This window comes from Falsiroseomonas bella (assembly GCF_003173615.1).
In the GTDB taxonomy this organism is placed as follows: domain Bacteria; phylum Pseudomonadota; class Alphaproteobacteria; order Acetobacterales; family Acetobacteraceae; genus Falsiroseomonas; species Falsiroseomonas bella.
The window spans coordinates 906,270-928,694 of the sequence record NZ_QGNA01000002.1 but is presented as its reverse complement, the minus strand read 5'-3'; the positions used below and the strand labels follow the sequence as shown (position 1 = coordinate 928,694).

The following is a 22,425-nucleotide window of genomic DNA, read 5'->3' as shown; positions in this document are numbered from 1 at the left end:
TCGCAGGGGGACGCTGTCCCCCTGCACCCCCTGCCAGGAGCCTGAGGCCCCTGGACCTGCATTCCCTTCATGTCCCGAAGGGAGGGGGGCACTTCGGCCCCCCTCCCTTCGGGACATAAACGAGTGTCGGGGTCCGGGGAGCTTCAAGCTCCCCGGCGGGGGCGCGGGGGCAGAGCCCCCGCAAACCACCCACGCAACACCCCGCCGTCATCTCGCCCTCGCCCTGCCGCGGCTGGCCGTGGAGCGGCTGGGGCCGGGCGGGCCGGTGCTGGTCTGGCGCGGGGTGGGGGCGCGGCGGGAGGTGGTGGCGGTCGGCGGTGTCGAGGGCGTACGGGCGGGTCAGGCCTTGTCGGACGCGCAGGCGATCGCGCCGGAGGCTCGGGCCGTGGAGGAGGATGCGGGCGCCGAGGCGGCGCTGCTGGAGCGCCTGGCGCTCTGGGCGTTGCGCTTCACGCCATTGGTCGCGTTGGACGGCCCTGCGTCCTTGCCCTCTCCCCCCTCGCACCAAAAGCCCTCTCCCCCCCAAGGGGGGAGAGGGTTGGGTGAGGGGGGTGCCGGCGTAGGGAAAAGACCCGGAAAACCACCTGACACCCTGACCACCCCCGCCCTCCTCCTCGACATCACCGGCGCCACCCACCTCTTCGGTGGCGAGGCCGCGCTGTTGCGCCGCGCGGTGGAGGGCTTGGCCTGTCTCGGCTTCACCGCCTGCGGCGTGATCGCCGGCGCCCCCGGCACGGCGCTGGCCCTGGCGCGGTCCGGCGGCGCAGGCGTGGTCCCGCCGGGCGAGGAGGCCGCGGCGGTCGAGCACCTGCCGCTCTCCGTCCTACCCATCGAACCGGAGGTCGTGACCGCCCTCTCCCGCATGGGGTTGCGCCGCATCGGCGAGGTGCGGCGCCAGCCGCGCGGCCCCCTCGCCCGCCGCTTCGGCGCGGCCACGCTGCACGCGCTGGAGGAAGCGGCCGGCGAGGTCTCGGCGCCGATCTCCCCCATCCGCCCGCTGCCCGATTTCTCCGCCAGCCGCGAATTCCTGGAGCCGCTGATCACGCGAGAGGCCATCGACGTCGCCGTGGCGGCGCTGCTGCGCGCGCTGTGCCGCAGGCTGGAGGAAGCCGGCCGCGGCGCGCGGCGGGTGGTGCTGCGGGCGCATCGGGTGGATGGCGCGGTGCAGGAGGTCGCGGTCGGCACCGGCCTCGCCGCGCGCGACCCGGCCCATCTCGGGCGGCTGTTCGCGGAAAGGCTCGAAAGGCTGGAACCCGGCTTCGGCTTCGACCGCATCGCCCTCGGCGCCGAGGCGACGGAGGCGATGACCGGCCTGCAGGGCGGCTTCGTGCGCGGCGCGCAAGAGACGGAGGACCTCGCCCGCCTGTTCGACCGCCTGGCCCAGCGCGTGCAGGTCTGGCGCCTGGCGCCGGCGGAAAGCCACTGGCCGGAGCGCGAAGTGATGCGCGTTCCTCCCACCACAGGCGTGCTGGTGCCGGAAGGCTGGCCGCGATCCGTGCGGCCCGTGCGGCTGCTGCGCCGGCCGCTCGAGGTCGGCGCGATGGCGCTGCTGCCGGATGCGCCGCCGTCCCTGCTGCGCATCGGCAAGATCGGCCATCGCGTGCGCGCGGCGGAGGGGCCGGAGCGGATCGAGCCGGAATGGTGGCGCGCCAGGCCGGACAGGCCGGGGCGGGATTATTATCGCGTGGAACTGGCTTCCGGCGTGCGGCTCTGGGTGTGCCGCTCGGGCTTCGGGGCGGAGGCGCGGTGGTTCGTGCAGGGGCGGCTGTGAGGCCGGTCGCGCCCCCACCCCGACCAGCCTTCGCTTCGCTCCGGCGTTCGACGCGATGCGTCGAACCCCCCGCACTGCGGGGGTGGGAGAAGAAGCCCTCCCCCGCTTGCGGGGGAGGGTTGGGTGGGGGCCGCGCCACCTCCGGCGCGCATCCCTGACCCATGACGGACGAACCCTTCGCCGAACTCGGCGCCCTCTCGAACTTCACCTTCCTCGAAGGCGCCTCCCACCCGCGCGAACTCGCGGTCGCCGCCAAGGCGCTCGGCATGTCCGCCTTCGGCATCGCCGACCGCAATTCCGTCGCCGGCCTGGTGCGCGGGATGGTCGCGGCGGAGCAGGTGGGAATCCACTTCGTCGCGGGTATCCGCCTCTGCCTGGTCGACGGCACCGAGTATCTCGCCTGGCCCGCGGATCGCGCCGCCTGGGGAAGGCTCTGCCGCATGCTCTCGGCCGCGCGGATGCAGGGCGAGAAGGGCGACACGCGCCTGACGCGGGAGATGCTGCTCGACCATGCCGAGGGCAGCGTGATGGCGCGCATCCCGCCCGCGCAGGTCGCGCCGGATTTCGCCCGAAGCCTCCGAGCCGATGCACGCGCATTGAACGGACGAACCGCGCTGCCGCTGTTCTGCACGGCGGATCATCGCTGTCGCGGTGACGACCAGGCGCGGCTGGATGCGCTCGCCGCGCTCGGCGTGCCGCTGATCGCCGCCGGCGGCGTGCGCTATCACGTGGCGTCGCGCCGGCGCGTGGCGGATGTGCTCACCGCCATCCGCCTGGGCCGCACGGTGGAGACGCTGGGCTATGCGGCAGAAGCCAATGCGGAAGCGCATCTGCTGCCGCCCGCGGAGGTCGCGCGCCGCCTCGCGCGCTTCCCCGAGGCGATCGCCGCCACCGCGCGCGTGCGCCGCGCCTGCCGCTTCTCGCTGCGCGACCTCTCCTACGAATACCCCGAGGAGATTCTCGATCCCGGCCGCACTGCGCAGGAGACGCTGGCGGCGCGCGTCGCCGAGGCCTGCCGCGCGAAATGGCCCGACGGCGTGCCGGAGAAGGTGCGGCGGCAGATCCGGCACGAGCTCTCGCTCATCGCGCAGATGGACTACGCGCCCTATTTCCTGACGGTGCACGAGATCGTGCGCTTTGCGCACGACCAGAAAATCCTGTGCCAGGGGCGGGGCTCGGCGGCGAATTCGGCGGTGTGCTACGTGCTCGGCATCACCGCCGTCGCGCCCGACAAGCACGACATGCTGTTCGAGCGCTTCATCTCCGCAGCACGCGACGAGCCGCCCGACATCGACGTGGATTTCGAGCATGAGCGGCGCGAGGAGGTGATCCAGCACATCTACCGCAGCTACGGCCGCGACCGCGCGGCGATCACCGCGACGCTGATCCGCTACCGGGAGCGCAGCGCGATCCGCGAGGTCGGCAAGGCGATGGGCCTGACCGAGGACGTCACCGCGCGCATCGCGAAATCCGTCTGGGGCGCGGGCGAGAAATCGCTGGAGGATCTCGCGGCCGACAACGGCCTGCGCCCCGACGCCGATCCGCGCATCCGTCACGCGATGGAGATCGCCGAGGAAATCCAGGATTTCCCGCGCCATCTCGCGACGCATGTCGGCGGCTTCGTCATCACCAAGGGGCCGCTGACGGAGCACACCGTGGTTGTGAAGGCGGCGATGGAGGACCGCACCACCATCGAATGGGACAAGGACGACATCGAGGCGCTGCGCATCCTGAAGGTGGATGTGCTGGGCCTGGGCATGCTCACCTGCATCCGCCGCGCCTTCGCCCTGATCGAGGGCGCCGGCGGCAAGCGCTACACACTGCAGGACGTGCCGCAGGACGATCCCGAAACTTACAAAATGCTGCGGCGGGGCGATTCCATCGGCGTCTTCCAGGTGGAAAGCCGCGCGCAGATGAACATGCTGCCGCGCCTGCGCCCGAAGGAATTCTACGACCTGGTGATCGAGGTCGCGATCGTGCGCCCAGGGCCCATCCAGGGCGACATGGTGCATCCCTATCTCCGCCGGCGGAACGGCGAGGAGCCGGTGGAGATCCCGCACGGCCTGGAAGGCGTGCTGAAGAAAACGCTCGGCGTGCCGCTGTTCCAGGAGCAGGCGATGAAGATCGCGATCGTCGGCGCCGGCTTCTCGCCCTCCCGCGCCGACGAGCTGCGCCGCGCCATGGCGACCTTCCGCAACACCGGCGAGATCTGGAAATTCCGCGAGGAGTTTCTGGCCGGCATGGCGGCGAATGGCTACGACGCGGATTTCGCGCAGCGCTGCTTCCGCCAGCTCGAAGGTTTTGGGACCTATGGCTTCCCGGAGAGCCACGCGGCGAGCTTTGCCTCGCTGGTCTATGTCTCCGCCTGGATCAAGCGCCATCATCCCGCGGCCTTCGCCGCCGCGCTGCTGAACAGCCAGCCCATGGGCTTCTACGCGCCGGCGCAGATCGTGCGCGACGCGAAGGAGCACGATGTGGAGGTGCGGGCGGCGGATGTGATGGTGTCGGACTGGGATTGCGCGTTGGAGGTGGTGGGGGATGGAACCCCCACCCCGACCAGCCTTCGGCCTCGCGGCAATGCCGCAAGCCCCCGCTATCGCGAGAGAGGGAGTAGCGAGCGCCGGTCTCCCTCTCCCGCTTGCGGGGGAGGGTTGGGGTGGGGGTCTGCGCCCTTGCCCGCTCTCCGCCTCGGCCTTCGCCTCATCGCCGGCCTCAGGAAAGAAGACGCCGATTCCATCACCGCAGCCCGCGCCGCCGCGCCGTTCCGCGACGTCGCCGACCTCGCGCGTCGCGCGCGGCTCGATCGCGGCGCGATGGATGCGCTCGCCCGCGCCGATGCGCTGCGCAGCCTCACGCAAGGCCGCCGCCATGCACTGTGGGAGGCGGCGGGCGTCGAGGCCGCGCTGCCGCTCTCCGAGGCGCGCGATGCGGAACAGCCCACCCTCCCCGACGAGACCGCCGGCGAGCAGACCGTGTTGGACTACGCCGCCACCGGCCTGTCGCTGCGCCGCCATCCGCTCGCGCTGCTGCGCCCGGTGCTGCGGGAACGCGGCGCGGTGGACACGCGCGCGCTGAACGCCGCGCGCCAGGGGCGCTGGCTACGCCTCGCCGGCCTCGTGCTGGTGCGCCAGCGTCCCGGCAGCGCCAAGGGCGTGGTGTTCTTCACCGTCGAGGACGAGTTCGGCACCGGCAACCTCGTGCTCTACCCCGACATCGTGAGCTGCGACCGCGCCGCGGTGATCGGCGCCCGCCTGGTCCTGGCCGAGGGCCGCGTCGAACGGATGGAGCAGGCCGAGGTGCCGATCATCCACCTGGTCGTGCGCAGGCTGCACGACTGGTCCGGCCTGCTCGACGGCCTTCACCGGCTGGAGGATCCCGCCACGACCTGGGGGCGCGTGCTGGCCAACGCCGACGAGGTCCGCAGCCCCAACCTGCACGACCCCCGCGATCCGGCGGTGCGCGCCGGCAAGAGTGGCGCGGCGGCGATGCCTCCCTCGCGCGATTTCCGGTGACGCCGATCAGCCCGGGCGCCGGGCCAGCAACTCCAGCGTGGTCAGGCGGCCGGCGAGATCGCTGCGCACCGTGTTGGCCACCAGCTCCAGCGACCGCTCGGCACCCATGAAGACATGCCAGCCGAGCGCCGGCAGGCCGTCGCGCTCCACTTCCTCCAGCATCCGGCGCCGCGCCGGCAGCATCGCCTCCGTGCGATCCTCGAACCGCACCAGGTCGAAGCCGGCATCCAGCACAAGACGCCGCGTCTCCTCCGGCGTCGCGAGGAAGCTTTCCGCCGGCGTGCTGGCCCAGGGCACCGGATAGAACGGCTCGCCTCCCGGCCCTGCACCCACGCAGGAGACGGCGAAGAGGCCGCCCGGCTTCAGCACGCGAAAGGCCTCCGTGAAGAACCGCGCCTTGTCGGCGATGTTCATCAGCACGTTCTGCGAATAGGCGTGGTCGAAGCTCGCCGCCGGGAAGGGCAGGTCGAGCGCGCTGCCCTGCAGGATGCGCACGCGCGCGGACAGGCCGACCGCGGCGTTCAGCGCCTCCGCCGCGCGGCAGAAGGAGGGCATCAGGTCGAGGCCCGTGACATGGCAGCCGAAGCGCTCGGCCAGCCAGCGCGCCGGCCCGCCAATGCCCGAGCCGATGTCGAGGATGCGATCGTCCGCCTGCGGATCGAGCCGTGCGGCCATCTCCGTCGTCGCGGCAAGGCCGCGGCCGTGGAAGTGGTCGAGCGGCGCGAGCACCTCCGCCGTGACCCGGGCATCGGCGCCCTGCGCCGCCCGCAGCGCCGAAAGGATCCGTTCGGCGATGTCCTCGCCCTGGTAATGGGCCGCCAGGCCGTCCCGGGCCATGCTTGCCGCCTCCCCCTCCAAGCCGCGCACAGTGCAGGGAACATAGGCGGGCAGCCATATCGTTCCCGCCCATCCATTTGCGATTCAGTCGCAATTGCAGTAGCCTGCCGCCCCGACGCACAGGGAGACTCCGTTCCATGGCGACACGCGGCCTGCCCGCCTGGCCCTACACCACGACCGACCCCGAGGACCTGCCGGCTGCCGAGCGCCTGCTGCTGGACAGCGCCCGCGCCTGGGCGGCCGCCCGCAACCAGGGAATCGCCACGGTCCCGGCGATGCGCCGCATCCTCGCCACGGAGTCGGCCGAAGGCGCGGCGCCGGCGATGGATGCGCTGCTGCGCAACCTGACGAGCGCCGGCCCCCTCACCCTCGGCTGCCCGCTCTGCCCGCGCCTGGTCGGCGAGGAGCCACCGCTGCTCCTCTTCGCCGCCCTCGTTCAGCGCGGCCCGCGGCGGGAAGCCTTCGCCTGCCTGCTGAACAGGATGCCCGGCCGCCCCGGCTATGACGCGATGGCCGCCGCCATCCATCTCGGCGCTGCCTTCCGCCGGGCGGGCCTGCTCTTCGCCGATCCCTGGAGGCTGGGCAGCCCCGCGCGACGCGACGGCTGACAGCAGGCGCCCCGGCGGCATATCGGGGCGCATGGATCGTCGCATCTGGCTGCTCGCCGGCGCGCAATTCGCCTCGGCGACCGGCGCCTATGCCTTCACCGGAATGCTCGCGCCGCTGGCGGCCGATCTCGGCGTGTCACTGGCGACCGCGGGGCAGCTCGCGGCGGCCTATGCCGTCACCTATGCGCTGGCCGGGGCGCCCGCCGCGGCGCTGACGGCGCGGGTGGACCGGCGCCTGCTGCTCGTGATCGGGTTGGTGCTGGTCGGGCTGCTGAACCTGGCCACGGCCTTCGCGCCGGACTTCACCAGCGCGCTGCTGCTGCGCGTCGCCGCCGGCGCGGCGGTGACGCTGGTGCTGCCGGGCGTCGCGGCCTCCATGATCGCGCCGCCGCAGCAGCGGGCGAAGGCGATGGCGCTGGTGCTGTCGGGGCTGACCGTCGCCTTCTCCTTCGGCATCCCGCTCGGCACCGCGATCGGCGGGTGGTTCGGCTGGCGCGCCTGCTTCGTCTTCGGCGGCGTCATCGCCCTGGTCGCCGCCGTTGCGGTGCAGTTCGGCCTGCCGCCCCTGCCCTCCACCGATCGCGGCGGCGCGGGCTCGGTGCGGCGGGTGATGCGGCAGGAGATCCTGCTGGTGCTGGGCACCAGCCTGCTCTCCTTCGCCGGGCTGTTCTGCATCGCCGCCTATCTCGGCCCGATCGTCACCGCGACCACGGGCATCAGCGGCGCGGGGATCGGCGCGATCCAGGCCTTCGTGGGCATCGGCAGCATCGCCGGCATCGTGATCGGCGGCCGCGCCGCGGCGACGGGCGGGCCGGTGGTGCCGACGGCGCTGATGCTGCTGCTGGCCGCGGCGCTGCTGGGATATTCGGCGCTGCTCGGCTTCGAGCCAGCCTTCTGGCACGCGATCCCGCTCGCGACATGCGTCTTCGCCGGCTCCACCGCCCTGTTCGCGCTGGCGCCGATCAACCAGACGCGGCTGATCGGCCTGGCGCCGGAGGATCGCGCCGTCGCGCTGGCGCTGAGCGGCGCTGTGGCGCTGGGGGGCCAGGGCGTGGGCGCGGCCTATGGCGGGGCGGTGATCGCCGCGGCGGGGCTGGCCTGGACGGGGGTTGCGGGCGCGATGCTCGCGGCGGTCGGGGCCGTGCTGGCGTGGCGGGCGTTCAGCAGGGGGTAGCGGGACGCCGAAGCGGGATGCCCGATCGGCGCGCCCCCCTCACCCAGCCCTCTCCCCCCTGTGGGGGTAGAGTGCTTCGCGGGCAGGATCGCCCAAACGAATCACCAGCGCCTCACCGGGCCGCAATCGAGGTGGAAGAAGCCGTCGCGGCGATAGAGGCCGACGCCGCCGAGCTGCAGGTCGGCCGCGCGCCGCGCCACCTGCAGGCTCTGCCTTCCCGGCAGGCGGCAATCCGCGGCCATGCCGGACATGTGCAGCGACACGGTGGAGACGCGGCGGCTGCGCCCGGCATTGCGGGCATTCGTCTCCGGCGTGCGGTAGCCGCTGATCACCTCGAAGGGCTCGTCGCTGTCCACCGCCTGCGCCACGGTCGCCATCACGTCGAACAGCCGCGGATCCATCGGCGTGGTCTCGGCGGCCGAGAGGTCGCGGAACACGAAGTCGAGCTTGCGCAGCGCCTCGCGGTCGTAATGGCCGTCCCGCCAATAAACGCCGTCGAAGCTGTCCTCGGTGAAGTTGCGCCGCACGCGGAGCGACCGCGTGGAGGCCTGGGCCAGCGCCGGCGGAACGACCGCGGCGGCAGTCAGGCCGACCGCGGCCGCGAGGAAGCCGCGCCGCGGCAGGACCTGCTCCGCGCCACAGCAGGGGCAGAGCGCGCCATGCGCGAAGAGGCCGGCCATCAGAGCCGCGCCACCTGGGCGCGCGCCCCTGCGTCCAGCGCGCGCGCATAGGCGGCATCGAGGCCATAGACGTCGGGCCGGATGCGCACGCGCCCGCCCTCCACGATCACCGTCCGGTAGCGCAGCAGCACGGGCAGGCTGTTGCGCAGCGTCACCACGCTGGTCGTGCGGCTGGCGATCGCGCGCTCGCCGCGCGACACGTCCCAGCCGGGCGTGCCCTGCAGCACGACGGAGAGGAACTCCATCGGCCGCTCCAGCCGGACGCAACCGGAGGAGAAGGCGCGGTCGGGGCGGCGGAACAGGTGCCGGTCCGGCGTGTCGTGCATGAAGATGTCGTCGCCATTCGGCATGATGAACTTGATGCGGCCGAGGGCGTTCGCGTCGCCCGCGTCCTGGCGGACGAAATAGGGGAAGTTGTTCCGGTTCATCGCGGACCAGTCCACCTCGCGGGGGTCCACCTCCACCCGCTCGCCGCCGACCACCTGGAACAGGCGGAAGCCGCGCTCCATCATCGCCTGCGGGTCGCGGCGGAAGCGCGGCAGCAAATCCTCCCGCGCATTGCGCTCCGGCACGCCCCAGGGCGGGTTGAACTGCACCGCCGTCATGCGCACGCGCAGCATCGGCGTCTGCCGGGCGCGGCTGCCGACGATCACCGCCATGCCGAGGATCTCCCGCCCGTCCTCGAGCACGGAGAGGTGGTAGTCGGGGACGTTGACCTCGATGCGGCGCTCGGCGGGCGTGGGCGCGGCGGCGCGGCGCATGTCGAGCGCGACGCGGAGCTGGTCCACCCGCGCCTCCGGCGGCTGGTTCAGCAGGCCGAGCGAGATGCGCCCGACCCGGCCATCCACCTCCAGCCCGTTGGCCGCCTGCCAGCGGCGCACCGCATCCTCGAGCGCGCGGTCATAGGCCGCGCCGCCATCGGGCGCCGCGGCGAGCACCGGGTCCTCCGCCGCCAGACGAGCGCGGAGCGCGGGCACGCGCACCGGGTCCACCATGCCGGGTTCGATCGTCGCCTGGCCCGGCACCTCCGGCCAGCCGCGAGCCGCGAGCGCCCGCGCATGGGCGAGCGCGGCCTTCAGCGCCGCGGCTTCCGGCGGGCGGAGCGCGGCGCGGGAGATCACGGCGGCGGGCTCGGCCGCGGCGGCGAGCTCGGCCTGCCAGGTCTCCACGCCGACGGCGGCGGCGTCGCGCAGCAGGTCGGGGCGGCCGCGCAGCTCCCGCACGCGCCCGGTCAGCAGGTCCTGCAGGGCGAGCGTCGCGGACCGCTGCAGCGCGGTGTTCCAGCCGGCGGGATCGGAGGCGGCCATGGCCGGATCGGGGATGGCGTAGTGGGCCGGGTCGAGCCCGTCCTCCCCCAGCGCCCGCAGCCGCTCCACCAGCCGGATCGCGGCGGCGCGGTCGGCGGCGAGCGCGGCGGAGGCGGGCCGGGTTGCGAGCGGCCCGGCGACGAGGCCGAGCGCGGCGGCGAACAGGGGGCGACGGGCCGTTTCCATGAGGCCGAGATACAATCGGCCGCCACGGCTTGCCAAGTTGAACTGGCCGTCATCGCGGAAAGCGGGACGTTCCTGAAGAGAAGCCTAACGACCGCCGGAGACGTCCAGCACCGCGCCGGTGATGTAGGAGGCGGCGTCGGAGAGCAGCCACAGCACCGCCTCCGCCACTTCCTCGGGCGTGCCCAGGCGCTGCATCGGCACGGTCGGCACGATGCGTGCGACCCGTTCCGGCACGCCGGCCGAGGCGTGGATTGCGGTGTCGATCATGCCCGGGGCGACGGCGTTCACGCGGATGCCCTCGCCCACCAGCTCCTTGGCGAGGCCGCGCACCATCGGGTCCACCGCGCCCTTGGAGGCGGCGTAGTGGACGAATTCGAAGGGCGAGCCGAAGGCTGGCGCGCGGGAGCCGATGATGACGATCCCGCCCCCGGTGCCGCCGCGCGAGGTCGCCATGCGCCGCGCCGCCTGCCGGCAGGCGGAGGCGAGGCCGAGGACGTTCACCTCGAAGACACGGCGCCAGGTGGCGTCGGTCGAGTCGAGGAAGGAGGAGGCCGGGCCGGTGGTGCCGGCATTGCCGACGAAGGCGTCGAGCCGGCCGAAGCGGGCGTCGCCGGCGGCGAAGGCGGCGGTCGTGGCATGCGGGTCGGCGGCGTCGGCCTGCACGAGTTCCACCGCGGCGCCGGCCGCGCGGCAGGCCTCCGCCGTGGCCTCCGCGGCTGCGCGATCGCTGCCCCATGTCAGCACCAGGTCATGGCCGCGTTCCGCAGCCAGGCGCGCGACGGCGGCGCCGATCCCCTTCCCCGCGCCGGTCACCAGCATCACGCGTCGCTTGGTCATCGCCTTGCCCTCCGCGCGCCAACATGCTCCCTGCGCGCCAAACGAGGAACCAGGAGCACGACATGGCCGATCCCTCCCTTCGCCAGGCCCTTGAGGCCAACGAGTTCATCCTGGCCCCCGGCGTGTTCGACATGATTTCCGCGAAGGTCGCGGACGGCATGGGCTTTCGAGCGCTCTACGCCACCGGCTTCGGCGTGACGGCATCCCATCTCGGCGTCGCGGATGCGGGGATTGCCACCTACACCGACATGGTCTCCCGCATGGGCACCATCGCGCGCGGCTGCCGCACGCCGCTGATCGCGGATGCGGACACGGGCTATGGCGGGCTGCTGAACGTGCGCCACACCGTCGCGGGCTACGAGGCCGCGGGCGTCACGGCGATCCAGCTCGAAGACCAGGAGATGCCGAAGAAGTGCGGCCACACGCCGGGCCGCCGCGTCATCCCGGCCGAGGAGATGGCGCTGAAGATCCGCGTCGCCGTCGAGACGCGGAAGTCGCCCGACTTCCTCATCATCGCGCGCACCGATGCGCGCACCTCGCTGGGGCTGGAGGAGGCGATCCGGCGCGGGAAGATCTACGCCGAGGCCGGTGCCGACGTGATCTTCATCGAAAGCCCGGAGACCGAGGCCGAGATGGCCGAGGTGGGGAAGCAGATCAGGAAGCCGCTGTTTGCCAACATGGTGGAAGGCGGGCGCACGCCGATCCTGCCGGCCGAGACGCTGCACAAATACGGCTACCGCATCGCGATCTACCCGGCCGTCGGTTTCCTGACCGTGGCGGCGGCGCTCGAGCGCGCCTATGCGCAGCTCAAGAAGGACGGGCATTCCAACAACCTGCCGGCCGACGCCTCCTACGGTTTCGGGCGGATGTGCGAGCTGATGGGCTTCCCGGAGGTCTGGGAGTTCGACCGGAAATGGGCCGAGATCGCGGGCAACCTGCCCCCGCGGAAGGCGGCCGAGTGATGGCTCTCGACCAGGTTCAGGCGCTGCTGTTCGACACCTTCGGCACGGTGGTGGACTGGCGCAACGGCATCGCGCGGGACGTCGCGCCCTTCCTGGCGAAGCATGGCGTCAAGGCGGATGCGCATGGCTTCGCCGATGCCTGGCGCAAGCGCTACCGGCCCGCGATGAAGGAGGTGATCGACGGTCGCCGTCCCTTCACCCGGCTCGACGTGCTGCACCGGGAGAACCTCGAGGGCGTGCTGCGCGACCTCGGCGCCGATCCGGCGCGTATCCCGGAAGCGGAACTGGACCATCTGAACCGCGCCTGGCACCGCCTGGACCCGTGGCCGGATTCCATCCCGGGCCTCACGCGGCTGAAGAAAAAGTACATCATCGCGCCGCTGTCGAACGGCAACATCGCGCTGCTGCTGAACATGGCCAAGCGTGCTGGCCTGCCCTGGGACGCGATCCTCGGCGCGGAGGTCGCGCGGGCCTATAAGCGCGATCCGAAGGCCTATCTCAACACGGCCGAGATCCTCGGCCTGCCGCCCGAGGCCTGCATGCTGGTCGCCGCGCACAACGACGACCTGGCGGCGGCGCGCAAGGTCGGCTTCGCCACCGGCTTCGTGCTGCGCGCGACCGAGCACGGGCCGGCGCAGACCACGAACCTAACGGCGGAGGAGGACTGGGACGTGGTGGCGGGGAACCTGATGGAGCTGGCGGACAGGCTCGGCTGCCCGGCTTGATCCGCCGCACCGGCGACGCGAGACTCCGGCGATGTCCTTCCCGCATGACGACCGGCCCTGGGCCGAGGCCGCCGCCTTCCTCCGCGCGCGGCTGAGGCCGGCGCATCGGCTGGTGGCGCCCGATCCCTTCCGCTTCGCCGTCCCGCGCACGATGCGCTTCGCGCATCTGCGCGCCGAGCGGCCGCGCGCCTTCGACTGGGTGGTGGTGCACAAGGGCGAGCTGGACCGCGTGCCTGCCGCCTTCCTCTCGGCGCTGCCGGAGGATGCGGTGCCGGTCTTCGGCAACGAGGTCTTCGTCATCTTCGCAACATCGCCCCCGGCCGACCTGCCGGACCTGGGCGAGAGCGACCATGTGCGCGCCCTGCGCGCGACGCTCGCGCAACTGGCGCCCGGGCGCGGCGGCCGCGCGCCGGCGCCGGTGGCCCCGGCGGTGCAGCGGCCCTGGCTCGGCTTGGGGCCGGCGCCGGGCACGGCGCGGGAGCGCGCGTATCGGGAGGAGCTGGACCGGCTCGTCGCCGATCACCTCGGGACGGCCGAGGGGCTTTCGGTGCTCGACATCGGCTGCGGGGCGGGCCGGCTCGTTGAGCTGCTGACGGGCGCGGCCCGGCTGGTCGGGGTGGACGTTGCGGAAGATGCGCTGGCGCGGGCGCGGGCGCGGCATGGCGCGCGGCCTGGTCTCGACTTTGTGCGGATGGATGCGGCGCGGCTCGGCTTCGCGGAGGCGAGCTTCGATCTCGCGGTGATGCTCGACAGCGCCGATGCGCTGGCTGACCTGCCCGCGGCGCTGGCCGAGGCGGCGCGGGTGCTCGCCCGCGGCGGGCGGCTGATGCTGACGGTGGCGAACAAGGACAGCCTGCCGCTGCGCGCGCTGCGCCGGCTGGGCCAGCCGGTGCCGGCCGGGGGTGTGTCGGTGCAGGAGCTGACGGGGATGCTGCGGGCGGTCGGGCTCACGCCGCTGCGGCTGGATGGCGTGATGCTGTCCTTCGGCTGGGCGATGCCCGGCGCGTCCAGCGCCTTCGCGCCGCTGGAGGAGGACCCGGAATTCATCGAGGCCGCGCGCGCCCTGGGCCGCCGCTGCGGGCCGGACCACGCGCTGGCCATCGCGGCGCTGGCGCGGAAGGGCTAGGCGGCCCGATGACCGAAGGGGTGGGAGCGCCGAAGGTCTGAATCGGCCCGCCGAGGCGAAGCCTCGCCTAATGCGCGGCGCGGGCCAGGTCGCGCGCGAGGGTCTCGCGTTCCGGGCAGGTGCCGCAGCTTGCCGTCAGCCGTGCGAGGTTCGCTTCCGCCTCGGTGCGGCGGCCGACTTCCAAGAACATCGCGCCCTGATAGGCGAGCGCGCCGGGGTGGTTGGGATCGGCCGCCAGCGCCTGGGCATAGGCGGCCATCGCCGCCTCGGGCCGGCCGGCGCGGCGCTCGGCGAAGGCGATGTAGACCAGGATGTCGGGATCGCCCGGCAGGCGGGCGAGCGCATCGCGCAGCAGGTCGAGGCCGAGATCGTAGCGGCCGACCTCGATCGCCTGCCTCCCGGCGGCGACGCCGGGATCGCCATCCGGCTCGGGCAGCACCGCCAGCGCGGGGCCGGCAAGCAGCAGCAACGCCGGGAGAAGGCGCCTCATTCGGCGGCGGCCGCGAGCGACGGGCGGGCCGCCAGCACCGCCTGCAGCGCCAGCGCCGCCGCGGCCTGGCAGGGCTCGATCACCGGCACGCCGCAGGCGGCTTCGACCGCGGCGCGGTGGCCGGCCATGCCGGCGCAACCGAGCACCACCGCCTCGGCGCCCTGGGCGACCAGCCGGCCGGCGACCTCGCAGAGCGCGGCGCGGGGCGCGACGGGGTCGGTCAGCACCTCCATCGGGAGGTTCATGGGGATGTGGCCCGCGACCCGCGCCTCCACGCCCATGGCGGCCAGGGCGCGGCGCTGCCGTTGGATGGAGGGCTCGGCGAAGGCGATGATGCCGAAGCGGTCGGCGCGCGCGATGGCGGCGGCGATGGCGCTGCGCAGCGGCCCGAAGACCGGCGCGCGCGTGACGGTGCGGACCGCGTCCACGCCGGGGTCGGAGACGCAGGCGATAACGTAGGCTGCTGCCTTTTCGCGCTCCGCCAGGCGGCAGAGCGGCTCGGCGACGGAAAACCAGTCGCGCCAGGTGATCACGGCCGGCGGGCCGTCATCCAGCTGCGTGACCTCGAAGCGCGGCAGGCCGGGGGCGGCGAAGCCGGCGAGCGCGGCCTCGATGCCCTGCGTGCAGCTGCGGCTGGAATTCGGGTTCACCACGAGGATGCGCTCGGCCATGGGCTCGTCCTTCGGCGGGCAGGCGCCGAGGATAGAGCAGCGCCGGCCGTGCCGGAACTGGCCGGGCGGGGCGCGGGCTGGCAGGCTGCGGCGATGGACGCCCCGCAGCTCAACCCCCGCGCCACCCTCGCCCAGCGCCTGCTGATGGGCGTGGTGGTGCCCGCCACCAATGTCACGACCGAGGCCGAGATGGCGGATCTCCGCCCGCGCGGCGTGGTGAACGCGACGGCCCGCATCGCCAACCCGGACCGCGCCGTTGCCTCCGACGCCGATGCGGCGGTGGTGCGGGCGGCGATGGTCGCGGGACTGATGGATGCGCTGGATACGCTGGCGCCGGCGCAGCCCGACCATGTGGCGATCGGCGTGATGGTCGAGAATTTTGCAGGCGGCGGAACGGCGGGCGATGCGCTGCTGGCCCAGGCCGCGGCGCGGGTCGGCTGCCCGGTGACGGTGCCGACCCATGCGACGCTCGCCGCGCTGGTGGCACTCGGCATCACCCGGATCGCACTGCTGACGCCCTTCTTCCCGAAGGGCGACGCGGCGGCGGTGGCCTTCCTCGAGGAGGCGGGGATCGCCGTGCCGCGGGTGCTCGGGCTGCGGGCGCCAGGGCCGGCGGCGATCGCGCGCGTCACCGAGGACCGGCTGCGGGAGGCGGTGCGGGAACTCGACAGGCCGGACGTGCAGGCGATTGTGCAGGTCGGCACCAACCTGCCCTTCGCCGCGGTGGCGCTGGCGGCCGAGGCGGAGCTCGGCAAGCCGGTGCTGGCGACAAACCCCGTCACCTACTGGCACGCGCTGCGGCGCGCGGGCGTGAGGGACGCCATTCCGGGCGCCGGGCGGCTCTTCGCCCTGACCTGAAGGCGCCGTCGGGCGTTGGGCCTGGCACCACCGTGCGCGGCCGCCGAGCTTGATCGGCGGCCGCGCAGGCACCATGATGCAGTGCACAACGGCGCTGCCTCTCCGGTGGAAGAAGGGCGGGCGGGATCCTCCGCCGCGCCTCCCCTGCCCCGGCCTGCGGGGCGACAATGCCGGAAGGAACGCCACATGCGCTGGGAGCCCGACCGCTCGGCACCCGCTTTGCCCTACTCGCCGCCCGACAGCTTCTGGACCGCTGTGTGGCGCGGCGCGCGCAACCGCTGCCCCGTTTGCGGGGAAGGCAAGGTCTTCGACGGCTACCTCAAGGTCGTCCCCGCCTGCTCGCATTGCGGGGCGCCGCTAGGGCGGCTGCGGGCCGATGATGCGCCGCCCTATTTCACCATCTTCATCGCCGGTCACCTTCTGGTGCCGCCGGTGCTGTGGATCGAGAAGGCCTATCAGCCGGCGATGTGGATCCATATGGCGCTGTGGCTGCCGCTGTTCACCATCGCCTGCATCCTGCTGCTGCGGCCGGTGAAGGGCGCCACGGTGGGCTGGATGATGCGGCTCGGCTTCACCGGCGACGAGCATGGTGGCGCCCCGCCCGGGGGGCGCTAGCCTTCGCCCATGCCTGAACGGGACCTTGTCCGGATCGTCCTGCCGGATGCGCAGCCCCTGCCGAGCCCCTATGCCGAGGCCGACCGCCGCCAGGCGGTCGAGGACCTGCTGGCGGGCAACGTGTTCCGGCCGAAGGGGCTCGCCGGCCCCTTCGGCCTGCAGATCATGGTGCGCGAGGGCCGGCTGATCCTCGACATCCGCGACGAGGCCGACCAGCCGCTGCATGCGCTGGTGCTGGCGCTCGGGCCGTTCCGCCGGCTGATCAAGGACTACCACCTGGTGGTGGAGAGCCATGAGAAGGCGGTCGCCGAGGGCGGGTCGGAGGCGCGGATCCAGGCGATCGACATGGGCCGGCGAGGCCTTCACAACGAAGGCGCGACGGTGCTGACGGAACGGCTCGCCGGGCGGGTCGAACTGGACTTCGAGACGGCGCGGCGGCTCTTCACCCTGGTCTGCGCGCTGCACCAGCGGATCTGAGGTATGGTCTCGCCGGTTGCTTTCGCGGCCGGCGCATCGCATCTCTCCGCCCATGAAGATCGACGGCATCCATTACCGCAGCGTCTGGGTGGACAGGGACGACGGCTGGTCCGTCCGCATCTTCGACCAGACGAAGCTGCCCTGGGCCATCGAGATCCTGCGGCTGACCGACGCCGACCAGGCAGCGCATGCCATCCGCACCATGCAGACGCGCGGCGCGCCGCTGATCGGCGCCGTCGCGGCCTATGGCGTGGCACTGGCGATGCGCGCCGATGCCTCGACCGCGCATCTCGACCGCGTGGTGGAGATGCTGGGGAAGACGCGGCCGACCGCGATCAACCTGCGCTGGGCGCTGGAGCGGATGCGGGCCGCCCTGCACAACCTCTCGCCCGCCGACCGCGTGGCCGCCGCCTATGCCGAGGCCGCGGCGATCTGCGACGACGATGTCGAGACCTGCCGCAGGATCGGCGAGCACGGCCTGCCCCTGCTGCGCGAGATCGCCGCGCGCAAGGGCCCCGACCAGCGCGTGAACGTGCTGACGCATTGCAACGCGGGCTGGCTGGCCACGGTGGACTACGGCACGGCGCTCAGCCCGATCTTCCAGGCGCATGACGAAGGGCTGAACGTGCATGTCTGGGTGGACGAGACGCGGCCGCGCAACCAGGGCGCGGCGCTGACGGCGTTCGAGCTGGTGAAGCACGGCGTCCCGCACACCGTCGTCGCCGACAACGCGGGCGGGCACCTGATGCAGCATGGCGAGGTGGATATCTGCATCGTCGGCACCGACCGCGTGACCCGCCAGGGCGATGTGGCGAACAAGATCGGCACCTACCTCAAGGCGCTGGCCGCGAAGGACAACGGGGTGCCCTTCTGGGTGGCGCTGCCGCATTCCACGCTCGACATGCGCGCGCGCGACGGCGTGGCGGAGATCCCGATCGAGGAGCGGGCGGAGGCCGAGGTGACCGACCTGACCGGGCGCGCCGCCGATGGCCGGATCGAGACGATCCGCGTGGTGGCGGAAGGCAGCCCGGCCGCCAACCCGGCCTTCGACGTCACCCCTGCCCGGCTGGTGACCGGCCTGATCACCGAGCGCGGCCGGACCGAGGCCAGCGAGGCCGGGCTGCGCGCCCTCTATCCCGAGAAGGCGTGACGCCCTCCGCAAGCGGGCGGCATAATCGCGGCGGATCGCGGAGAGGCGGATGTCGGCTGCGCTGGTGACGCTGGAGGGTCTGGCCGCGGTGGTGCGCCAGACCAGCGGGCTGGTGACCGGGCTGGTGGATGGCGTGGCGCATGCCGCGCGCACCGGCACTGCCGGCTACGACGCGTTGAAGGCGCGGCAGTTGCGCAGCCGGCTGCTGGACCTGCATGCCGAGGTCACGCGGTTCCAGATGATCATGAACAGCTCCGTCCGGCGGAGCCTTGCCGACTATCTGCGCGAGTGGGCAGAGACGGCGCGGCTGCATTCGCGTTCCGACCTGCTGGATCCGGCGGCCCGCACGGCGGCACTGGAACGTGCCTTCGCCGCGAACCGGAGCCGCGGGCTGCCCGTGCCCACCCAGGCGGACCATGACGCGCGGCTCGACGCCTCCTGGGCGCGGCTGCGCAAGGCGATGACCGAAGCCGGCGGCGCGGCCGCGGCCATCCTGAAGGACATGCAGGCCGAGCGCAGCGAAGCGATCCTCGATGCCAGCTGGGCCGCGCTGATGCGCGGCTTCCACGCGCGCGTCGGGATCTATGAGGAGCTGGCCGCCCTGCCCCCGCCCGTCACCAAGGCCGAGATCGGGCGGCTGACCGAGGTGACCGAGGCCTATGAGGCGCTGATCCGGAGCCTGGAGGCCGCGGCGACGCGCCTCGCCACGCTGGTGCGCGAGGCGGGCTGATCGGACCCGCCTGTCCAGCGGCCAGGCTCAGGACTGCTCGGACCTCAGGCCGAGAGCTTGTCGCGCCCCGGCTCCAGCAACCAGAGGCCGCAGACGAGCGCCAGGCCGCCCAGGCCCGCGAGCAGCGCCGCCGCGAAGGGCGGCAGGAAACCCGGCAGCGTCGCGTCGCCCATCACCAGCAGCACGGTGAGAAGCACGGAGACGAGACCGAGGACGACGAGTCCGAGTGCGATACGCGGCATTCCGACGTGTTCCATGGCAAAAGCGTCCTGCGATGCTGTGCCTTCTACGCAGGCACAGGGGCAGGCAAGCGACGCGGAAAAGGCCGGATTGTGGCGCGTAGCGTGTGAATTCTGCGTAATTTCAAGCTGGGGCGCGTGGCGCTGCCGCCGGGGGGATGGAATGGTGCGGCGCTGTTCGTGAACAGGGAGACAACGATGCGGCGCAGCTTCACCGCGGCACTTCTTTCTCTGGCCCTGGCGGGGCCGGCCCTGGCGCAGGGACAGCCGCCGCTCCGCTGCGCGGTGGACGGCACCTTCGCACCGCATGCCTTCCCGACACTGCAGGGCGGCGTTCAGGGCTTCAACGTGGACCTGTTCCGCGAGGCCGCGAAGCGCATGGGGCGCGAGCTCGTGGTGGACAGCGCCAGCTTCTCCGGCCTGATCCCGGCGATGAATGCGGGGCGCTACGACTTCCTCTGCGCGCCGACCACGGCGACCGCAGAGCGGGCGGCGAACATGCTGTTCACCGAGGGCTACCTCTACACCGCCTTCCAGTTCGGCATCCGCCGTGGCTCCGCGCCGATCACCAGCCTGGACGACCTGCGCGGCAAGGCGATCAGCGTGAACAAGGGCAGCGCCTACGACGCCTGGGCGCAGCAGAACGCCGCGCGCTACGGCTTCACGGTGCAGACCTACGACACCCAGCCCGATGCGGTGCAGGCGGTGGTGAGCGGCCGCGCCTATGCGAATCTCGGCGGCAACACGGTGGTGCGCTACGCCGCGACGCGCGCTCCGCAATTCGTGCCCGACTTCGTGATCCGGGAGACGCGGGCGCATTGGTCGGCGCCGCTGCCGATGGGCGCGACGGCGATGCGCGTGGAGCTGGAGAACGCGCTCGAGTGCATGAAGAAGGACGGCACCATCGCGCGCTTGTCGCAGCAGTGGTTCGGCGTGGCGCCGGCCGCCGACGACGCCGAGAACACCGTCTTCCCCGGCACCGGCGTGCCCGGCCTGCCCGGCTACGACCCGACCCCGCGCGAGCCGCGGTGCTGAGACGAAGGTATGGTGCAGGCGGCCCGCCGCACTTCAGGCGGGCCGAGCGGCCGAATGGCCGCCGCGCACAGACCACCAGCGATGAGCAGCACGCCCGTAGCCTGCGCGAAGCCAAGCGACCGGAGGTCGCGCCCGGCGTCTGAGGGCATGGCCACATGACCGGCTGGGAAGGGTTCGCGTTCACCTTCCTGAACGCACGGGTCGCGGCGGAATACTGGCCGAAGATCCTGGAAGGGCTCGGCGTCACCATCGCTCTTGCGGCGCTGATCATCGTGAGCGGGCTGGCGCTCGGGCTGCTGCTGGCGGTGCTGCGCACGCTCGCCATCCGGCCGCTGAACTGGGCCATCATCTTCGTCGTGGACCTGTTCCGCGCGCTGCCGCCGCTGGTGCTGATCGTGCTGATCTATTTCGGCCTGCCCGCGGCGGGCATCGGCTTCTCCGGCTTCGCCGCCACCTGGCTCGCGCTGACGCTGGTGCTGATGGCCTTCGCCGAGGAGATCTTCTGGGGGTCCATCTGCGCGGTGCCGAAGGGGCAGTGGGAGGCGGGCCGCGCGCTCGGCCTGCATTTCCTGCCGACGCTGCGGAAGATCGTGCTGCCGCAGGCGATCCGGATCGCCATTCCGCCGCTGACCAACCGCACCATCGCGATCACCAAGGGCACGGCGCTTGGCTCCGTCGTCGCGGTGTCCGAGATCCTGGGCGCGGCGCAGTCGGCGATGGCCTTCTCCGGCAACCCGACGCCGCTGATGCTCGGCGCCCTTGCCTATCTCGTGCTGTTCTTCCCCGTCGTGGTGCTCGGCCGCTGGATCGAGACGCGCTTCGCCTGGCGCCGCTGAGCGATGAGCGAGTTCGCCGAGGCCTTCTTCAACATCGAGATCGCCGTCGCGGCGCTGCCGATCCTCTGGATGGGGCTGCAGCAGACGCTGCTGCTCTCGGCGCTGGTGGTGCCGCTCGGGCTCGGCGCCGGCTTCGGCTTCGCGCTGCTCTCCACCCGGCGGGAGCCCTGGCTGCGCTGGCCGCTGGTGGTGCTGATCGACATCTTCCGCGCGATCCCGCCGCTTGTGCTGCTGATCCTGCTCTATGCGGGGCTGCCCTTCGCGGGGCTCGACCTCGGCGCCTGGGGGGCGGTGTCGATCGCCTTCATGCTGAACACCGGCGCCTACTATGCCGAGATCCTGCGCGCCGGCATCGAGGCTGTGCCGGCGGGCCAGCGGGAAGCGGGGCGCGCACTCGGCCTCCGGCCCTGGCAGATATGGCTGTTCATCGTGCTGCCGCAGGCGGTGCGGAACGTGCTGCCGGATCTGGTGGGCAACACGCTGGAGGTGGTGAAGCTGACCTCCGTCGCCAGCGTGGTGGCCATGCCCGAACTGCTGTTCCAGGCGCGCCAGGCGCAGAGCATCACCTTCAACGCGACACCCATCGTGGTCGCGGCGATGGCCTACTTCGTGCTGCTCTGGCCCTTCGTGCGGCTGCTGTCCCGGCTCGAGAACCGGCAGTTGGCGGGGCGTCGGTGAAGGACGAGTTCAGTCCAGCAGGCCTTCGCGCCGAAAACTGAACCAGCGCCCGTTGCCGATGATGACGTGGTCGTGCAGCACGATGGAGAGCACGGCCCCTGCCCGCTTCACCTCCTTCGTCATCTCGACATCCGCGGCCGAGGGCGTGGGATCGCCGGAGGGGTGGTTGTGCACCAGGATCAGCGCCGTTGCGTGCAGGTCCAGCGCGCGCTTCACCACCTCACGCGGGTAGACCGGCGTGTGGTTCACCGTGCCGCGCGCCTGCGCCTCGTCCGCGAGCAGGCGATTGCGCGTGTCCAGGAACAGCACGCGGAACTGCTCCACCCGCTCGCGCGAGAGCGCGGCGTTCAGATAGGCCATCAGCCGGTCCCAGTTGTTGAGCACCGGCGCCTCGATCAGCTCGGCCTGCTGCATGCGCAGCGCCGCGGCCTGCACCAGCTTGAGCGCGGCGACGGAATGCGGGCCGAGGCCGCGGGTCGCCAGCAATTCGGGCTGCGGCGCGGCCAGCACGCGGGCGAAGCTGCCGAAGCGGTTGATGAGCGACTTGGCCAGAGGCTTGGTGTCGCCCTTGGGCATGGCGAGGAAGAGCAGCATCTCCAGCAGCTCGTAGTCGGCGAGCGCGCCCGGGCCGCGGGTGAGCAGCTTGTCGCGCATGCGCGCGCGATGGCCATGCGGGCCGGTGCTGGGAAAGGGAAGATCGGCGCCGGCGTCTGCGGCGCCTGAGGGTGGCGGCACGGCCCGGGTGAAGCCGGAGGAGGCGGCGGGCGAAAGCGGCAGGGCGGCGCCGCCTTCCGCGAAGCCGCGCGCCGTCTCGGCCGGATGCGGGGCGGGCGTCCAGGCCGCGTCATCGCCCGGTGGCGACGAGCGGCCAAACATCCCTCTCAGCAGGCCTCCGAGCCCCACCCTGCCCGAAACTCCCCG

The 22,425-nt window shown here is 72.6% G+C and carries 23 protein-coding genes; 15 read left to right on the top strand and 8 right to left on the bottom strand.

Features of this window, described 5'->3' with window-relative positions; translation table 11 throughout:
• Positions 1–238 precede the first annotated feature (238 nt).
• Positions 239–1,771, top strand: coding sequence for a Y-family DNA polymerase (locus tag DFH01_RS28195; RefSeq protein WP_158287737.1), 1,533 nt, complete (start codon positions 239–241; stop codon positions 1,769–1,771).
• A gap of 161 nt (positions 1,772–1,932) precedes the next feature.
• On the top strand, positions 1,933–5,283 hold the full coding sequence (locus tag DFH01_RS12615) for an error-prone DNA polymerase (protein WP_109870762.1): 3,351 nt from the start codon (positions 1,933–1,935) through the stop codon (positions 5,281–5,283).
• 6 nt (positions 5,284–5,289) lie between these two features.
• Here DFH01_RS12615 and DFH01_RS12610 read toward each other — a convergent pair whose 3' ends face one another.
• Complete coding sequence (locus DFH01_RS12610; RefSeq protein WP_109870761.1) at positions 5,290–6,120, bottom strand: SAM-dependent methyltransferase; 831 nt, start codon at positions 6,118–6,120, stop codon at positions 5,290–5,292.
• 137 nt (positions 6,121–6,257) lie between these two features.
• Here DFH01_RS12610 and DFH01_RS12605 point away from each other — a divergent pair, with 137 nt between their 5' ends.
• Together DFH01_RS12605 and DFH01_RS12600 are read left to right on the top strand one after the other, a co-directional pair.
• The gene (locus DFH01_RS12605; RefSeq protein ID WP_109870760.1) at positions 6,258–6,728 is read left to right on the top strand and encodes a hypothetical protein; all 471 of its coding nucleotides are present in this window, start codon (positions 6,258–6,260) and stop codon (positions 6,726–6,728) included.
• A 31-nt stretch (positions 6,729–6,759) separates the two neighbouring features.
• The gene (locus DFH01_RS12600; RefSeq protein ID WP_158287736.1) at positions 6,760–7,902 is read left to right on the top strand and encodes an MFS transporter; all 1,143 of its coding nucleotides are present in this window, start codon (positions 6,760–6,762) and stop codon (positions 7,900–7,902) included.
• Positions 7,903–8,003: 101 nt separating this feature from the next.
• Here the strand turns inward: DFH01_RS12600 and DFH01_RS12595 are convergent, their stop codons facing one another.
• The 3 genes from DFH01_RS12595 to DFH01_RS12585 all read right to left on the bottom strand — a co-directional run bounded on the left by DFH01_RS12595 (position 8,004) and on the right by DFH01_RS12585 (position 10,912).
• Positions 8,004–8,582, bottom strand: coding sequence for a peptidoglycan L,D-endopeptidase MepK (locus DFH01_RS12595; RefSeq protein ID WP_109870758.1), 579 nt, complete (start codon positions 8,580–8,582; stop codon positions 8,004–8,006).
• Positions 8,582–10,075, bottom strand: a complete 1,494-nt coding sequence (locus DFH01_RS12590) for a L,D-transpeptidase family protein (RefSeq protein WP_109870855.1) — start codon at positions 10,073–10,075, stop codon at positions 8,582–8,584. The genes DFH01_RS12595 and DFH01_RS12590 overlap by 1 nt, the downstream gene beginning before the upstream one ends.
• A gap of 84 nt (positions 10,076–10,159) precedes the next feature.
• The gene (locus DFH01_RS12585; RefSeq protein WP_109870757.1) at positions 10,160–10,912 is read right to left on the bottom strand and encodes an SDR family oxidoreductase; all 753 of its coding nucleotides are present in this window, start codon (positions 10,910–10,912) and stop codon (positions 10,160–10,162) included.
• Between the two features lie 62 nt (positions 10,913–10,974).
• On the opposite strand from DFH01_RS12585, the gene DFH01_RS12580 reads away from it, so the two are divergent.
• The 3 genes from DFH01_RS12580 to DFH01_RS12570 are packed head-to-tail and all read left to right on the top strand — an operon-like array spanning position 10,975 to position 13,725.
• Complete coding sequence (locus DFH01_RS12580; RefSeq protein ID WP_109870756.1) at positions 10,975–11,874, top strand: isocitrate lyase/PEP mutase family protein; 900 nt, start codon at positions 10,975–10,977, stop codon at positions 11,872–11,874.
• Positions 11,874–12,599 (top strand): haloacid dehalogenase type II, encoded by a 726-nt coding sequence (locus DFH01_RS12575; protein ID WP_109870755.1) that lies wholly within the window; start codon positions 11,874–11,876, stop codon positions 12,597–12,599. Before DFH01_RS12580 ends, DFH01_RS12575 begins: the two co-directional genes overlap by 1 nt.
• Positions 12,600–12,630: 31 nt before the next feature.
• Complete coding sequence (locus DFH01_RS12570) at positions 12,631–13,725, top strand: class I SAM-dependent methyltransferase (protein WP_109870754.1); 1,095 nt, start codon at positions 12,631–12,633, stop codon at positions 13,723–13,725.
• A gap of 67 nt (positions 13,726–13,792) precedes the next feature.
• Here DFH01_RS12570 and DFH01_RS12565 read toward each other — a convergent pair whose 3' ends face one another.
• Both DFH01_RS12565 and DFH01_RS12560 read right to left on the bottom strand, forming a co-directional pair.
• Complete coding sequence (locus DFH01_RS12565) at positions 13,793–14,215, bottom strand: tetratricopeptide repeat protein (protein WP_109870753.1); 423 nt, start codon at positions 14,213–14,215, stop codon at positions 13,793–13,795.
• Complete coding sequence (locus tag DFH01_RS12560) at positions 14,212–14,886, bottom strand: aspartate/glutamate racemase family protein (protein ID WP_109870752.1); 675 nt, start codon at positions 14,884–14,886, stop codon at positions 14,212–14,214. Before DFH01_RS12560 ends, DFH01_RS12565 begins: the two co-directional genes overlap by 4 nt.
• Positions 14,887–14,934: 48 nt before the next feature.
• Between DFH01_RS12560 and DFH01_RS12555 the strand changes: the two genes are divergently transcribed.
• The 5 genes from DFH01_RS12555 to DFH01_RS12535 all read left to right on the top strand — a co-directional run bounded on the left by DFH01_RS12555 (position 14,935) and on the right by DFH01_RS12535 (position 18,716).
• Positions 14,935–15,744 (top strand): maleate cis-trans isomerase family protein, encoded by an 810-nt coding sequence (locus tag DFH01_RS12555; RefSeq protein WP_109870751.1) that lies wholly within the window; start codon positions 14,935–14,937, stop codon positions 15,742–15,744.
• A gap of 186 nt (positions 15,745–15,930) precedes the next feature.
• Positions 15,931–16,359: a DUF983 domain-containing protein gene (locus DFH01_RS12550; protein ID WP_109870750.1), complete on the top strand. Its 429-nt coding sequence runs from the start codon at positions 15,931–15,933 to the stop codon at positions 16,357–16,359.
• Between the two features lie 9 nt (positions 16,360–16,368).
• A complete protein-coding gene (locus tag DFH01_RS12545; RefSeq protein WP_109870749.1) occupies positions 16,369–16,836 on the top strand; it encodes a UPF0262 family protein in 468 nt (155 codons plus the stop codon).
• A 52-nt stretch (positions 16,837–16,888) separates the two neighbouring features.
• Entirely contained in the window at positions 16,889–17,986 is a 1,098-nt protein-coding gene (gene mtnA / locus DFH01_RS12540; RefSeq protein WP_109870748.1) for an S-methyl-5-thioribose-1-phosphate isomerase, read from the top strand.
• A gap of 49 nt (positions 17,987–18,035) precedes the next feature.
• The gene (locus DFH01_RS12535) at positions 18,036–18,716 is read left to right on the top strand and encodes a hypothetical protein (RefSeq protein WP_109870747.1); all 681 of its coding nucleotides are present in this window, start codon (positions 18,036–18,038) and stop codon (positions 18,714–18,716) included.
• Between the two features lie 44 nt (positions 18,717–18,760).
• On the opposite strand, the gene DFH01_RS12530 is transcribed toward DFH01_RS12535, so the two are convergent.
• A complete protein-coding gene (locus tag DFH01_RS12530) occupies positions 18,761–18,958 on the bottom strand; it encodes a hypothetical protein (protein WP_109870746.1) in 198 nt (65 codons plus the stop codon).
• A 195-nt stretch (positions 18,959–19,153) separates the two neighbouring features.
• Between DFH01_RS12530 and DFH01_RS12525 the strand changes: the two genes are divergently transcribed.
• From DFH01_RS12525 to DFH01_RS12515, 3 genes are all read left to right on the top strand, one after another.
• A complete protein-coding gene (locus DFH01_RS12525) occupies positions 19,154–19,990 on the top strand; it encodes a transporter substrate-binding domain-containing protein (RefSeq protein WP_109870745.1) in 837 nt (278 codons plus the stop codon).
• A gap of 155 nt (positions 19,991–20,145) precedes the next feature.
• Positions 20,146–20,826: an amino acid ABC transporter permease gene (locus DFH01_RS12520; protein WP_109870744.1), complete on the top strand. Its 681-nt coding sequence runs from the start codon at positions 20,146–20,148 to the stop codon at positions 20,824–20,826.
• Between the two features lie 3 nt (positions 20,827–20,829).
• Positions 20,830–21,504: an amino acid ABC transporter permease gene (locus DFH01_RS12515; protein ID WP_109870743.1), complete on the top strand. Its 675-nt coding sequence runs from the start codon at positions 20,830–20,832 to the stop codon at positions 21,502–21,504.
• Positions 21,505–21,513: 9 nt separating this feature from the next.
• On the opposite strand, the gene radC is transcribed toward DFH01_RS12515, so the two are convergent.
• Positions 21,514–22,380: a RadC family protein gene (gene radC, locus DFH01_RS12510; protein WP_109870742.1), complete on the bottom strand. Its 867-nt coding sequence runs from the start codon at positions 22,378–22,380 to the stop codon at positions 21,514–21,516.
• Positions 22,381–22,425: the final 45 nt, after the last annotated feature.